The sequence below is a fragment of the Staphylococcus canis genome (genome assembly GCF_016238445.1).
Classification (GTDB): Bacteria; Bacillota; Bacilli; order Staphylococcales; family Staphylococcaceae; genus Staphylococcus; species Staphylococcus canis.
This window is the reverse complement of the sequence record NZ_JABANU010000007.1, coordinates 22,051-36,429: the sequence shown is the minus strand read 5'-3', so window position 1 is coordinate 36,429 and position 14,379 is coordinate 22,051. Positions and strand designations below refer to the sequence as shown.

Sequence of the window (14,379 nt, the reverse complement as noted above, 5' to 3'; positions counted from 1 at the left end):
TGCTTCGTTTATAGGTTTTATCATTTTTGTATTTTGAATATAACGTTTGATGGAATTTATTAAAGGAGTGAGCGCGGTGGCACCACGTCGAATAATTCATATTGATATGGATTATTTTTTCGCACAAGTTGAAGTTCGTGATAATCCGAAGTTGAGAGGAAAACCTGTCATCGTAGGCGGGAAAGCGAGTGGACGTGGTGTTGTCTCAACTGCTTCTTATGAGGCTCGTCAATACGGAGTTCATTCAGCGATGCCAATGGCAAGAGCACATCAGTTATGTCCAGATGGTTATTATATCACGCCACATTTCGAGAAATATAAAGCGGTCTCGAAACAGATCATGGAAATTTTTAAAAGTTATACAGATTTAGTAGAACCACTGTCACTTGATGAAGCGTATTTGGACATTACAGATCTAGTGAGACCCGATTTACCTGCATCTCAAATTGCACAGTATATTCGTAGAGATATATTTGAAAAGACAGCACTCACAGCAAGCGCCGGTGTTTCTTACAATAAGTTTTTAGCGAAGTTGGCAAGTGGGATGAACAAACCCAATGGACTCACAATTATTGACTACAATAATGTTCATGATATATTAATGCAACTTGATATCGGAGACTTTCCAGGTGTGGGAAAAGCGTCTAAAGCCAAAATGCATGAACACCATATTTATACAGGGCAAGATTTATATAATCAAAGCGAACATACTTTAGTCTATTTATTTGGTAAAAAGGGGCATCATCTTTATCAACGTGTCAGAGGTCAAGATGATCGGTTAGTACAAGCTGAACGCATTCGTAAAAGTGTAGGAGCTGAGAGAACTTTTTCAGTTGATACGAATGAAGATGAAGAAATCTTAAGAAAAATTGAAGCGTTATCTTATAAAATTGCTGAGAGATTAGAAGCGCTCGATCAAGTTGGACAAACTGTTACAGTTAAGATAAAAACTGATCAATTCGAAAACTACTCTAAACAAAGAAGTTTAGTCTCTCCTATTCGTGAGCAACAATATATTTATCAAATCGCGTATGAATTATATTACGAGTTAAAAGATCCAAACGTTCCTATACGACTTATAGGGGTATCAATTGGAAATCTTCAGGAACGATTTTTTCGTAATATGACTATTTTTGATTTTTTATAAAGCATCTTTGTCCGTTAATTTTTTCCCATATATTTGAATAACGTCTTTTAAACTTGGATAATGTTTCAACAATCGATAGGTAATCATTGCACAGGCTTTCGCGTCGTTAAGGGCATCATGATGTCCATGAAAATCTAAACCATAAAACATCATCATATATTTTAAACCATAGCGATGAGAATTAACTGTACGTTTTGAAAGTTGATAAGAACAGAAATAGATAATGTTAGGCGTATCATAATGTGCAGCTTTTAAACTAGCGTGTAATACTGACATATCAAAAGCAGCGTTATGTGCAACAACTGGTAAATCGCCGATAAACTGTAACATGTATGGATAAACTTCTGAAAATATAGGAGCGTGACGCACATCTCTAGGACGGATACCATGTACGTCGATATTTTTAGGCGAAAAAGTATCGTTGGGATTGACAAGTGTATAAAACGTTTCAGTAATCTCATGATTGACAACCTTTACCATACCAACAGCGCAGATACTTGTACGTTTGTAATTGGCGGTCTCAAAATCGAGTGCAATATAACTTTCCATTATGTCAACTCCCTTTCTTAAAACAGTATGACATATATTAACCCTTTTCAAAATTCAAGTCAAAGTATTTAAAACAGTGATTTATAAGAATTTATAAAAAACGTGAGCAGATTATCAAAATTGATAGCGCTCACGTTCATTTGAATAGCATGGATTATCATTTAGACTTAAGCCTCAGCTGAAAAAGAACGTTGGGCTAAGTCTTTTTCATAGAGATATAGTGCATTAGAATCGTCACCGATACGTTTTAAATAGTCGATATGTGTTTCAAACATAGATTCTTCTTCAACTTGTTCATCTAAGAACCAGTTCAAGAAAGAAATTGTCGCATAATCTTTTTTCTGATTAGCAATATCAGATAAATTATAGAAACGTTGTGTAACATCTCTTTCTTGTGCTAGACCATCTTCAAATGTTTCAAGAATCGAATTGAAATCAACTTTTGGAGCATCTAAGCTTGAAAATACTGCTTTTTCTCCACGATCATTGATGTAGTTATAAATTTTTTGGCCGTGAAAACGTTCCTCTTTAGCTTGTTCAATATAAAAATTAGCGAATCCATCATAAGATTGATAATCGCAATATGCGGCCATAGCCATATAAGCGTGCGCTGCGTAAAACTCATGGTTCATTTGTTTATTTAAAGCCTCTAATAATTCTTTATCAAGCATAAATTATGCCTCCATTATTATGAATTTTTTACTTATAATGTATGATACCCCCAAATTAAAAAAATATACATAAAGCAATTGAGCGCATGCTATTTTTGTTTATGAAAAGTACTCGAGCATGGTATAATATGGGAATGAAATCGGAGGAGTGTATGGAATGAGACAATGGACAGCTACACATATGGCAAAACTTGCTAGATTTGCAAGTCGTGCAGCAGGTAAAAAAGGTACAGATTTACCAGGCCAAGTGGCACGAAGAGTAGATCCTCGTATTCTAAGAAAGTTAGCAGCAAATGTTGATGAAGTCGTTTTTATCAGTGGAACAAATGGTAAAACAACTACTTCAAATTTGATAGGTCACACATTAAAAGCGAATAACATCGAAATCATTCATAATAATGAAGGTGCAAATATGGCGGCAGGGATTACGTCTGCTTTTATTGTACAATCAACACCTCAGACTAAAATAGCAATCATTGAAATAGATGAAGGGTCTATTCCACGTGTTTTGAAAGAAATGACGCCAACTAAAATGGTTTTTACAAATTTCTTTAGAGATCAAATGGACCGTTTTGGTGAAATAGACATTATGGTGAATCGCATTATTTCTGCAATTGAAAATAAAGATATACAACTTATCTTAAATGCGGATGATCCTTTTGTAAGTCGGCTTAAAATTGCAAGCTCACGTATTAAATATTATGGCATGCAAAAAAATGCCTATCCATTTGAACAATCTACCATGAATGAAAGTCGATATTGTCCAAATTGTGGTCGACCTTTAAATTACTCGTATATACATTATAACCAATTAGGCCACTATCAATGTCAATGTGGTTTTAATCGTCATGACCCAGATTATGAGATTTCAACTTTTAACATTGATCCTTTTATAACAATGACGGTTAATGACTATCAATTTAATATGAAGATTGCAGGGGATTTCAACGCTTATAATGCACTTGCTGCATATGCAACGTTACGTGAACTTGGTTTAAATGATGAATCAATTCAAAAAGGATTTGAAAGTTATACATCAAAAAACGGACGCATGCAATACTTTGAAGGTACAAAACATAAAGCATTGATTAACTTAGCGAAAAACCCAGCTGGTATGAATGCTTCTATCGCAATGGGTGAAAAGCTAGAGGATAAAAAGATATACATTTTAAGTTTAAATGACTTTCCAGCAGATGGACGTGACACTTCTTGGATTTATGATGCTGATTTTGAAAAGTTAAATGAACAAGAAATCGAAGCGATTATTGTAACAGGAAATCGTGCTGAAGAATTACATCTCAGACTAAAGCTTGCTGAGGTCACAGTACCAATAGTGGTTGAACGAGATATTTATAAAGCAACAGCATTAACGATGAATTACTCATCTTTTATTGTTGCAATTCCTAACTATACCTCTTTAGCCCCAATGCTTGATCAATTAGAGCGCTTATTTAAGGAGGAGCAATCATAATGTATGAACTAACAGTCTATCATTTTATGCCAGATAAGCTAAATCTCTACAGTGATATTGGAAATATTATGGCATTAAAATATCGTGCCAAAGAACGTAATATTAAATTAAATGTTGTAGATATTAATGATACAGAGAATGTTGATTTATCCAAAGCTGATATCTTCTTTATTGGCGGTGGAAGCGATAGAGAACAAGCATTAGCTACTCAAGCATTATTGAAAATCAAATCTCAATTAAAAGCAGCTATTGAAGATGGTATGCCAGGGTTAACTGTTTGTGGTGGATACCAATTCTTGGGTGAAAAGTATGTTACACCAGATGGTCAATCGTTAGAAGGATTAAATATTTTAGATTTTTATACAGAATCAAAGTCAGAGCGTTTAACGGGAGACATTGTCATTGAAAGTGATACATTTGGAACAATTGTAGGTTTTGAGAACCATGGCGGCCGTACGTATCATAATTATGACACTTTAGGACATGTAACACATGGCTATGGCAACAATGATACCGATCAAAAAGAGGGGATTCATTACAAAAATTTACTTGGTACGTATTTACATGGTCCTGTTTTACCTAAAAATCACGAACTTACGGATTATCTTTTAGAGGCTGCAGCAAAGCGTAAAGGTATTCCATTTGAGCCTAAACAAATCGACAATACGGTTGAAGAAGCGGCAAAACGAGTTCTTGTCAATCGAGCACATAAACAAAAAGAATCTTAAAATAAAGAGACAAGTTACGATCCTATAAGTGTTAATAACTTGTCTCTTTTCTATGTACTGTATTTTATTTTACTCGATAGCGAAGTAATAAGATACGGTAAATCAATAGAATTTCATAAATGGTGTGACTTTTGACTTGGTTGATGTCAAATTCATTTAATCCTTTAACAGAGTTTTTAAGTGTCGATGCTGCTTTTCGTTCAGGTTTAAATGTGCCGCAATGAATGATTTGATCAATACGTTGAGAGATAGAGATAATTGCAAGCTTTTCTTTGTCATCGAAAACCATCATCGCATCATCTGGTAAATAAATAATATTTGATAAATGTGTAATTAATAGCCTATTTTCATGTGCACGGTTTGTTAATTTTCTCAATTTAACCCATTCATCGTGACGACGGTGAGTTTTATGGAAATTTAATTCATCGCGTTGAAAACCGAGCAACTCTTCGATTCTAGTGTTCCAGATATGCAGTTGTTCAGCTGCTTGATCACTTTTTTTCGAATCAAAATTTCCAACCAAAAGTTCTTTCATACGACAATCAAATAAATGATAAATATGTCGCTCTGTTTTTTCAATCAGTGATTCAATTTGATTATAATATTTAGGTGGTAAAACAATAAAATTAACTAATCCGGCAGTACCTAGTCCAATAATTGCTGTAAGTAGTCTTGAGAAAAAGTTAAAAGCATAATCGTGTTCGATATCCGGTATCATTGCAAGTGCTGTTAACGTGGCAACCGTTATACCCACATGCAAGTTGAATTGGATACATAAGATAATCGTGATTGTTGCTGTAAGTCCATAGGTCAAAGCAGAATCATCGCCGAATAGATATGTACAAACTACTGCAATAAATGCGCCCATTACAGTTGCAGGCAATCGCTTATATCCTTTTCGAATAGAAGCTTTAACGGTTGGTTCAATAGTGACAACAGCTGATAAAATGGCAAAAATTGGATTTAAATTGAGCATCAAACAAAATAACGCTGTTAAAAATGTAGCTAAACCTGTTTTAATCGTGCGTGCGCCAATGAGGTGTTTAAATTTAGTGACTTTCATTTTCCTATCTCCTGTTACATACTAACTCCTAGTATATCAAAAAAAGTTTGTTATAATAAGTAGAGTAAAATTAAGATAAAGGAAAGGGATAATATGATCGTAAAGAATGATGATGAATTACAAGCTTTAAAAGAAATTGGTAAAATATGCGCACTTGTACGTGATGAAATGCGTGAAGCGACAGTACCAGGTATTACAACTAAAGAGTTAGATGAGATTGCTAAAGTAAGATTTGAAGAGCATGGCGCATTATCTGCTCCGATTCATGATGAAAACTTTCCTGGTCAAACATGTATTAGTGTCAATGAAGAGGTTGCACATGGTATCCCAAGTAAACGCGTGATTCGTGAGGGAGATCTTGTAAATATTGATGTCTCAGCTTTAAAAAACGGTTATTATGCTGATACGGGTATTTCGTTTGTTGTAGGAGAAACTCAAGAAGAAATTAAACAAAAAGTTTGCGACGTTGCTGAAGAAGCTTTTGAAGCTGCAATGCGCAAAATTAAACCAGGTACAAAATTAAGTCAAATTGGGAAGGCAGTACATGCGACTGCTCGCAAAAATGATTTGAAAGTGATTAAAAACTTAACAGGTCATGGTGTAGGGCAATCTCTACATGAAGCACCTGCTCATATTATGAATTACTATGATCCCCAAGAAAAAATGTTGCTTAAAGAAGGTATGGTCCTCGCGGTTGAGCCATTTATTTCTTCAAATGCAACATTTGTGACTGAAGGGAAAAATGAATGGGCTTTTGAAACAAAAGATAAAAGTTATGTTGCCCAAATTGAACACACAGTTATTGTAACTAAAGATGGTCCGATTCTTACAACTCAAATTGAGGATTAATACTCATAAGACTTAAGTCTTAATATAAAATGGTCCTGTAGCCTATTTTTAGGTATGCGGGGCCATTTTATAATGGAGTTGATATCGAGGTGATTTAATTATGGTACAATTGGTTAAACGTTTTATTGGTCAATATTTTAAATCAATATATTCTCAAACATTCCAACACTATTTGGAATATCTTGCGAATCAACTCAATAATATTAATCATACGATTCAATATCTTCAAACTAAAAAAAAGCAATTACAGTTGATAATTGACAAGCAAACGTTAGCATTAGAAAATAAATACATCGAAGTCATGGAACAGAACCAAATTAAGATGCCACAAAATATTTATTGTATCGATGTGCACCAAATTAAAGAAAATTTAAATCAAATAGAAAAAGAGTATGCCGAACTTGAGACATATGTTTTACGTCTAAACGAAGATAAAGCATACACTAAAAATCAGTGTGATGTTTTAGAAGCACTGATTAACGCATACTAGAAAGGTGGATATATGACCCAAAAATACATTTCAACTGAATTATTAATTATATTCACAGCATTAATGATCATAGCTAATTTATACTATATATTCTTCGAGAAGATAGGTTTTTTATTTATCTTATTATTGGGTAGTATTTTAATGTACGTAGGTTATATTTATTTCCATAAAGTACGTGGTTTACTCAGTTTTTGGATTGGAGCATTGATGATTATCTTTACGTTGCTGTCCAATAAATACACTTTGATTATTTTATTCATTTTCATTATTTTTATAAGTCTACGTTACATTGTGTATAAGCGAAAACCGCTTGAGGTTATTGGTACTGAAGAAGTCAGTGAATCTCATGCATTTGTGAAACAAAGATGGTTTGGTGAACAAAAAACACCTATTTATATTTACAAATGGGAAGATTTACAAATTCAACATGCAATTGGTGACGTTTTGGTCGATATGACAAAGGCAGCGAATCTTAAATATGAAAATACTATTGTCATGCGTCACATTGTTGGTAAAGTTCAAGTGATTGTCCCACTAAACTATAATGTTAAATTGCATGTTGCAGCATTTTACGGCAAAGTTAATTTAAATCAACAGATTTATAAAGTTGAAAATAATCACTTGAATGTTGAATCTGAGCAAAAAGCAGATCGCTATACAGTTAACATTTTTGTATCAACATTTATTGGAGATGTTGAGGTGATTTATCGATGAATCACTACGTCAGAACAATTGGTTCAATGTTAATCCTTGTTTATAGTATGTTTACAGCTTTTTTCTTTATAGATAAAGTGTTTGTGAATATCATCTTCTTTCAAGGGATGTTTTATACTCAAATATTTGGAATACCGGTGTTTTTGTTTCTCAATTTAATTGTTATTTTTTTATGTATTATTGTAGGTAGCGTCATTGCATATAAGATAAACCAACAAAATGATTGGCTTCGTCAACAAATTGAACGTGCCTTTGAAGGTGAGACTGTTGGTGTAAATGATCAACAACTGGAACTCTTTAATGAAACATTAGAAGTATATCGCGCTTTAGTCCCATTGAACCAAGAGTTACATAAAATGCGTATGAAAACACAAGATTTAATTAATGAATCATATAGCTTAAATGATTCTAAAGTTAAAAAAATAATTGAAGATGAACGACAACGATTAGCTAGAGAATTACATGATAGTGTATCTCAACAATTATTTGCTGCAAGCATGATGTTATCTGCAATTAAAGAAACAAAACTCGAACCTCCCCTTGACCAACAAATACCTACACTTGAAAAAATGGTTCAAGATTCACAACTTGAAATGAGAGCACTATTATTACATCTACGACCAATTGGATTAAAAGATCGTTCATTAGGTGAGGGGATTCGATCGCTGGTTACAGATTTACAAAAAAAAGTACCTATGAAAGTTGTGCAAGAAATTGATGAGTTTGAAGTCCCTAAAGGCATTGAGGACCATTTATTTAGAATTACACAAGAAGCAATTTCAAACACTTTACGTCATGCTAAAGGTGAAAAGGTTATTGTTGAATTATTAAAGCGTCAGGACTATCTTCTCTTGCGTATTCAAGATGACGGTGTAGGATTTGATGTAGAAGACAAATTAGAGCAAAGTTATGGACTCAAAAATATGAGAGAACGTGCAATAGAAATTGGTGCAACATTTCATTTAGTATCTTTACCGAACGCAGGAACACGTATTGAAGTTAAAGCACCATTAGAAAAGGAGAAAGATTATGCCAATTAGAGTATTATTTGTAGATGATCATGAAATGGTTCGTATTGGAATTTCCAGTTATTTATCAACACAATCGGATATTGAAGTTGTTGGAGAAGGAGAATCTGGTAAAGATGCGATTGAAAAAGCAAAAGCACTAAAACCAGATTTGATATTAATGGATCTTGTTATGACAGATATGGATGGGGTAGAAGCTACAACGTATATTAAACGAGAGATGCCACAAATTAAAGTTGTGATGTTAACCAGCTATATTGAAGATAAAGAAGTCTATCGCGCTTTAGATGCAGGGGTAGATAGTTATATTTTAAAAACAACGAGTGCGAGTGATATTGCCAAAGCGATACGACAAACGTATCAAGGAGAATCTGTATTTGAAGCAGAAGTGCTTGTGAAAATGAGAAATCGAATGAAACAACGTGCAGAATTATATGAGTTATTGACAGATCGAGAAATGGAAATTCTATTGCTGATTGCAAAAGGATATTCTAATCAAGAAATTGCAAGTGCTTCACATATTACAATTAAAACGGTAAAAACGCATGTGAGTAATATTTTAAGTAAGCTAGAAGTTCAAGACCGTACGCAAGCTGTAATCTATGCTTTCCAACATGGATTGATTGAATAATGTGTATATATCAAAAAAGGTGCGTGCAACTCAAATAAGCCTTAAGTTGAAACGCACCTTTTAAAATATTAGTTTTGAATTTGTTCATAACCATTATGGACGAGATCGAGTTCGCCTGTATGAGGGTCAATCACAAGCCCATGCACTGGAACTTTTGGATCGAATAATGGATGACTATAAATCATCTCAATATTTTGACGGACATTATCGTAAACGTCATCAAACCCCTTTAAGAAGTTAGATACATCGATGCCTGAATGTTCGAGAATATGAAATACTTGTTCATCTACACCGCGTGATTTCATTGTGTTCATCACTTCATCCACATTTATACTACCCATGCCACAATCTTTGTGACCCATAATAATGATTTCTTCAGCACCGAGTGCATAGATACCTACTAATAAGCTACGCATTGTTGAACCGTATGGATGACTGATAGTAGCACCAGCATTTTTGACTACTTTTAAATCACCGTTGTTAAAACCTAAAGCTTTTGTTGATAAATCTTGTAAGCGCGTATCCATACATGTGAGTAATACTGCTTTTTTAGAAGGTGTTTTACTTGTTGTATAGGCTTCGTAATCTTTATTTTCAACAAAATCCTTATTAAAGGAAAGAATACTTTCTAATAATGACATGATTGATATCCCCCAAATTTTGACTTAAGATTATGAGTCTTTTGTCGTTTTGATATGTTTAGATAAACCGTCGTTTTCTCGTTTTACTTGATTATTTTTGTGTTGTGATTGAGATTTTGAAGGCGGTTCGTTGTTATCATATTTATCATTTTCATCATCTGATCTATAGTTATTATAAGATTCCGCAAAGTCTTCAGGGTTTTCATCTTCAAGTTGATCATAAATTTTTTCCTCAGGTGTTTTACCTTTTACGACTTTACGTTGGTGGACGATAGCATTAATCTCTGCACCAAGGATTAAAATAAATCCTGTGATGTATAACCAAAGCATTAATACGATAACGCCTCCGATACTGCCATATGTTTTAGAATAATTTCCAAAGTTAGACACATAAAAACCAAATGCAATTGTACCTAAAATCCAAACAACAGTAGTGAAAAGTGCACCAGGAATTACAGATTTCATTTTAATCTTTACGTTCGGTGCAACAGTATATAAAACGATAAATACAATAAAAATGACAATTACTGGTAGTGCAGTACGCACAATACTAAATACCCAACGTACTTCATCATCTAACCCAAGTGGTCCAAATAATAAGTTGCCGATTTGTTCACCAAAAGTAAATAACACCATCGTTAAAGGTAACGTAATACCAATTAAAATTGTAAAGAAAATTGCTAATGCTTTCGATACAAAGAAATTACGACTATCTTCAACATCATATGCAACGTTAAATGAATTCATCAATGCAGTCATTCCATTTGACGCTGTCCACAATGCCAGAATCAACCCGATTGAGAGTAGACCACCATTAGCATTGCCCATAACATCTTTGATAATGCCTGTGATGATTGTTGCAGTATCAGCAGGAGCATTATTTTGAATTTGACTTATGATAGATTGTGTATCGATTTTGAATAAAGGTACTAATGATAAAATGAAAATAAGCATAGGGAATAGCGATAACATAAAATAATAAGCGAGTTGTGCTGCTAATCCAGATGCATCATCTTTACTAATACGGTAAATTAAATAACTAAAGAAATTAGGTCTGTCTGTATACTTTACAGGCTTGTTAATACGAGAGACAAAGAATGTTTGATTATCTTTAGGTGCTTCCTTAGATTGGAAAGGTTGTGGTTTAACATAGTTGCGATCTTTTTCGATTTCACCTGATGCATCACCTTTACGGTCAGGGTTATTACCTGAATCATCGTTTGAATCTCCAGTAATTTTGTGTTGAATTTTGTCTTTAAGATTTTCAGACGAATCTTTATTGTCTGGCATAACGAATCCTCCTTGAAATTGATATGAAAAAAGCAATTTCATATTGAAGTATATTCCAGAAAGATAAAGGAGAACAAATAGCTATAGTATCCCAATAAAAAGATAAGTTCTCCTTATATCTCGAATTCAACTTCATTGAAATTGCCTCTATATGCTACGAATTAAAGACCGATTTGTTTATTGTTTTTACGTTCAACAAATGTGTCTTTTGCATTGCGTAGAGAACGTTCAAGTTCAGGATTGTTACGACGAATTTCTTCGATTGTATTTTTCCAATACATAATCTCATCTGTTAATTGAGAGATTTTAGATGGTTGATTTGAATTTTGTCGAGCTTGGATATTATTTTTTGATGCTTTAAGAGAACGGCGTGTGTTTTTATCCAATAATGTCACTGCGCCACCAATTAAAGCTCCGACTAAAATTCCTGGTACTAATTTGTTTTGCATATTAATTTGACCCCTTTCTAGTGTCCTTAACGATATAGTCAATTAAATGATCACATGACGATTGTATCATGTCATAGACACCTTCAAAATTATTTGTGTAGTATGGATCAGGAACATCTGTTTCTTCCATATCACTGAAATCTAGCAATTTAAATATCTTTCCTTTAAGATTTGGATTGATATGCTTTATATTATCCACGTTACTTTGATCCATTGCAATAATATAATCAAAGTCGTCATCTTTTGTGAATAATTCACTAACCATACCATCGAAAGGAATATCATGTTCTTTTAATATGTTTTGAGTCCCTTCATGGGGTGGTTCACCTAAGTTCCACCGGCCAGTTCCTCTAGAATAGACATCAATCCCTGTGATTTCACGTTCTTTCAAACGCTGACGCATAATAGCTTCAGCCATCGGAGAACGACAAATATTTCCAAGGCATACAAAAGCAACTGTTGTCATGTGTACTTACCTCCATGTCGTAGGTTATAAGACCATTTTAGCCTTTTTCATAGTAATTCTAAAGTATTTTAACAAAAATTTTCAAAAATCTCATCTACTCTGTTAAAATACTGGTTATGAAAGGATGATTAAAATGGCATCACATAGTATAGAAGATATGATTTTAGAAATTAGAGAGCGTTTAAATCTTGTGAATAAAGGGCTCATTGAACCTGATAATTTCAGTGATTCAGATCGTGAAGATATCGAGGAAATATATACTTTCGTTAAATCTAAAGAGAATTTTACACCAAGTGAAATGACAGGTATTACAGAAGCACTTGGTGCATTACGTAAATAGGAGGGTGTATATTGACTACGCAAGAAAAACTACAAAAATATGCAGAATTATTAGTAAAAGTTGGTATGAATGTTCAACAAGGACAACCTGTTTTTATTCGAACAACTGTTGATGCAGTTGATTTTACACGTTTAATTGTGGCAGAAGCGTATCAACAAGGCGCTTCAGATGTACGTGTGAAATATGCTGATCCATCACTTAAACGTTTAGCTTATGAAAATGAGTCAGCATCTTTTTTTGAAAATAGTATTAAGCCATTTGATGTAGAAGAGCGTATGGATTATGCTAATCGCGGCGCTTGTAATCTTGCATTAATTACAGAAGACCCAGATCTTTTAAATGGTATAGATTCAGACAAATTACAAGCTGCACAATATGCGGGTAGTAAAGCATTTAAACCTTATATGATTCAATCACAAAAAAATGCGTTTCCATGGGTTGTTGCTTGCTATCCTTCAATTGAATGGGCAAAGCGTGTATACCCAAATTTAGATGAGAAAGCTGCTTTTAATCAATTTTTAGAGGATATCCTTTCAATTGTACGTGTTAATGAAGGGGATGCTATTCAAAACTGGGAAACACATATTAAGCGTTTAAAAGAAAAGGCGGATTGGTTAAATGCTAAAGGTTTTAAATCACTTCATTATACATCTGAAGGTACCGATCTCAAAATAGGTTTACCAGATGGACATATTTGGGAAGATGCAACAAGTTATACGCCTGAGGGACAAGCATTTGTTGCTAACATTCCAACAGAGGAAGTGTTTACAGCACCACATGCCGCTAAAGTAGATGGTTTTGTTTCAAACACATTACCATTAAGTTATAATGGCACAATTATTGATGGTTTTACACTTACTTTTAAAGATGGCAAAGTTGTAGACTATAAAGCTGAACAAGGTGAAGCTGTTTTAAAAACATTACTTGAAACAGATGAGGGTGCGAGACGTTTAGGAGAAGTGGCGCTTGTTCCTGTGGATTCACCGATAGCTCAACGCAATACGATTTTTTATAATACATTATTTGATGAAAATGCCTCATGTCACATTGCATTAGGTGCAGCCTACGCTTTTAATCTTAAAGATGGTACGGAAATGACAAGTGATGAGTTAAAAGCACATGGATTAAATGATTCATTAACGCATGTTGATTTCATGATTGGTAGCTCTGATTTAACAATTTATGGAGAAACAGCTGAAGGGACAACAGAACTTATTTTCAAAGATGGAAATTGGGCTGAATCATCCGATAAATAGAGGAGAATAGCATGAATAATCGAACTGAAAAAGCAATGAAAGACGCTAAAACATTTAAATCAAGACAAGTTTTCCCACAGGATACAAATCATTTAGGTACACTGTTTGGTGGTACAATGATGGCGAACATTGATGAAATCGCAGCTATTTGTGCCAAGAAACATGCTGGAAGTACTGTTGTGACTGCATCCACAGATTCTGTTGATTTTTTAAGACCTATTAAAAATGGCGATATTTTAACTTACGAGGCTATGGTATCATATGCTGGCATATCTTCAATGGAAGTTTGTATACAAATTTTTATTGAAGATATCATTGAGAATGATCGTCATCTTGCAGGATTGAGTTTTCTCACATTTGTAGCACTTGATGATGATGGAAAACCAACTCAAGTCCCTTCAGTATATCCGGAAACTGAAGAAGAAAAATGGTTTCATGATACTGCAGAAGTACGTGTACAACGCAGAAAAGCACGTCGCGAAGAGAGTAAACAAACCTTAGAGTTTTTAAGTAATTTAAAAAAATAACGAGTTCAATAAGAATTTAGTAAATATAGTATCCTATATAGCCCGTCATACTCAAACTATGAGTGACGG

The 14,379-nt window shown here is 33.9% G+C and carries 18 protein-coding genes; 11 read left to right on the top strand and 7 right to left on the bottom strand.

All coding sequences use genetic code 11. The annotated features are described in order from the left end of the window. The first annotated feature begins 76 nt into the window (after nucleotides 1-76). Nucleotides 77-1,147 (top strand): DNA polymerase IV, encoded by a 1,071-nt coding sequence (dinB, locus tag HHH54_RS03880; RefSeq protein WP_198617527.1) that lies wholly within the window; start codon nucleotides 77-79, stop codon nucleotides 1,145-1,147. Here dinB and HHH54_RS03875 read toward each other — a convergent pair. Together HHH54_RS03875 and HHH54_RS03870 are read right to left on the bottom strand one after the other, a co-directional pair. Then, nucleotides 1,142-1,696, bottom strand: coding sequence for a 3'-5' exonuclease (locus tag HHH54_RS03875; RefSeq protein WP_198617526.1), 555 nt, complete (start codon nucleotides 1,694-1,696; stop codon nucleotides 1,142-1,144). The two genes, dinB and HHH54_RS03875, sit on opposite strands and share 6 nt — an antisense overlap. Before the next feature lie 167 nt (nucleotides 1,697-1,863). After that, nucleotides 1,864-2,367 (bottom strand): ferritin, encoded by a 504-nt coding sequence (locus tag HHH54_RS03870; protein WP_198617525.1) that lies wholly within the window; start codon nucleotides 2,365-2,367, stop codon nucleotides 1,864-1,866. A gap of 157 nt (nucleotides 2,368-2,524) precedes the next feature. On the opposite strand from HHH54_RS03870, the gene murT reads away from it, so the two are divergent. Beyond that, nucleotides 2,525-3,838 (top strand): lipid II isoglutaminyl synthase subunit MurT, encoded by a 1,314-nt coding sequence (gene murT / locus HHH54_RS03865; RefSeq protein WP_198617524.1) that lies wholly within the window; start codon nucleotides 2,525-2,527, stop codon nucleotides 3,836-3,838. Beyond that, the gene (gene gatD, locus HHH54_RS03860; protein WP_198617523.1) at nucleotides 3,838-4,566 is read left to right on the top strand and encodes a lipid II isoglutaminyl synthase subunit GatD; all 729 of its coding nucleotides are present in this window, start codon (nucleotides 3,838-3,840) and stop codon (nucleotides 4,564-4,566) included. Before murT ends, gatD begins: the two co-directional genes overlap by 1 nt. Nucleotides 4,567-4,630: 64 nt before the next feature. Here the strand turns inward: gatD and HHH54_RS03855 are convergent, their stop codons facing one another. Continuing rightward, nucleotides 4,631-5,629 carry an FUSC family protein gene (locus tag HHH54_RS03855; protein ID WP_198617522.1) on the bottom strand — a complete coding sequence of 333 codons (999 nt, stop codon included), beginning with the start codon at nucleotides 5,627-5,629 and terminating at the stop codon, nucleotides 4,631-4,633. Between the two features lie 93 nt (nucleotides 5,630-5,722). Between HHH54_RS03855 and map the strand changes: the two genes are divergently transcribed. From map to vraR, 5 genes are all read left to right on the top strand, one after another. Continuing rightward, entirely contained in the window at nucleotides 5,723-6,478 is a 756-nt protein-coding gene (map, locus tag HHH54_RS03850) for a type I methionyl aminopeptidase (protein ID WP_198617521.1), read from the top strand. Nucleotides 6,479-6,578: 100 nt separating this feature from the next. Beyond that, entirely contained in the window at nucleotides 6,579-6,968 is a 390-nt protein-coding gene (locus tag HHH54_RS03845) for a hypothetical protein (RefSeq protein WP_198617520.1), read from the top strand. A gap of 12 nt (nucleotides 6,969-6,980) precedes the next feature. Further along, complete coding sequence (vraT, locus tag HHH54_RS03840; protein ID WP_198617519.1) at nucleotides 6,981-7,682, top strand: cell wall-active antibiotics response protein VraT; 702 nt, start codon at nucleotides 6,981-6,983, stop codon at nucleotides 7,680-7,682. Further along, complete coding sequence (gene vraS, locus HHH54_RS03835; RefSeq protein ID WP_198617518.1) at nucleotides 7,679-8,722, top strand: sensor histidine kinase VraS; 1,044 nt, start codon at nucleotides 7,679-7,681, stop codon at nucleotides 8,720-8,722. The genes vraT and vraS overlap by 4 nt, the downstream gene beginning before the upstream one ends. Next, entirely contained in the window at nucleotides 8,712-9,341 is a 630-nt protein-coding gene (gene vraR, locus HHH54_RS03830) for a response regulator transcription factor VraR (RefSeq protein WP_198617517.1), read from the top strand. The genes vraS and vraR overlap by 11 nt, the downstream gene beginning before the upstream one ends. A 68-nt stretch (nucleotides 9,342-9,409) precedes the next feature. Here the strand turns inward: vraR and HHH54_RS03825 are convergent, their stop codons facing one another. The 4 genes from HHH54_RS03825 to HHH54_RS03810 all read right to left on the bottom strand — a co-directional run bounded on the left by HHH54_RS03825 (nucleotide 9,410) and on the right by HHH54_RS03810 (nucleotide 12,187). Then, a complete protein-coding gene (locus tag HHH54_RS03825; RefSeq protein WP_198617516.1) occupies nucleotides 9,410-9,982 on the bottom strand; it encodes a beta-class carbonic anhydrase in 573 nt (190 codons plus the stop codon). Nucleotides 9,983-10,012: 30 nt separating this feature from the next. Further along, nucleotides 10,013-11,272 (bottom strand): YihY/virulence factor BrkB family protein, encoded by a 1,260-nt coding sequence (locus tag HHH54_RS03820; RefSeq protein WP_198617515.1) that lies wholly within the window; start codon nucleotides 11,270-11,272, stop codon nucleotides 10,013-10,015. Nucleotides 11,273-11,433: 161 nt separating this feature from the next. Then, a complete protein-coding gene (locus tag HHH54_RS03815; protein WP_198617514.1) occupies nucleotides 11,434-11,721 on the bottom strand; it encodes a YtxH domain-containing protein in 288 nt (95 codons plus the stop codon). A 1-nt stretch (nucleotide 11,722) separates the two neighbouring features. Continuing rightward, nucleotides 11,723-12,187, bottom strand: a complete 465-nt coding sequence (locus HHH54_RS03810) for a low molecular weight protein-tyrosine-phosphatase (protein ID WP_198617513.1) — start codon at nucleotides 12,185-12,187, stop codon at nucleotides 11,723-11,725. A gap of 133 nt (nucleotides 12,188-12,320) precedes the next feature. Here HHH54_RS03810 and HHH54_RS03805 point away from each other — a divergent pair, with 133 nt between their 5' ends. From HHH54_RS03805 to HHH54_RS03795, 3 genes are read left to right on the top strand one after another with little or no spacing between them, the layout of a single operon-like run. Continuing rightward, complete coding sequence (locus tag HHH54_RS03805; protein WP_198617512.1) at nucleotides 12,321-12,527, top strand: DUF1128 family protein; 207 nt, start codon at nucleotides 12,321-12,323, stop codon at nucleotides 12,525-12,527. An 11-nt stretch (nucleotides 12,528-12,538) separates the two neighbouring features. Further along, complete coding sequence (locus HHH54_RS03800; RefSeq protein ID WP_198617511.1) at nucleotides 12,539-13,783, top strand: aminopeptidase; 1,245 nt, start codon at nucleotides 12,539-12,541, stop codon at nucleotides 13,781-13,783. 11 nt (nucleotides 13,784-13,794) lie between these two features. After that, complete coding sequence (locus HHH54_RS03795) at nucleotides 13,795-14,310, top strand: acyl-CoA thioesterase (RefSeq protein ID WP_198617510.1); 516 nt, start codon at nucleotides 13,795-13,797, stop codon at nucleotides 14,308-14,310. The last annotated feature ends 69 nt before the right edge of the window (nucleotides 14,311-14,379 follow it).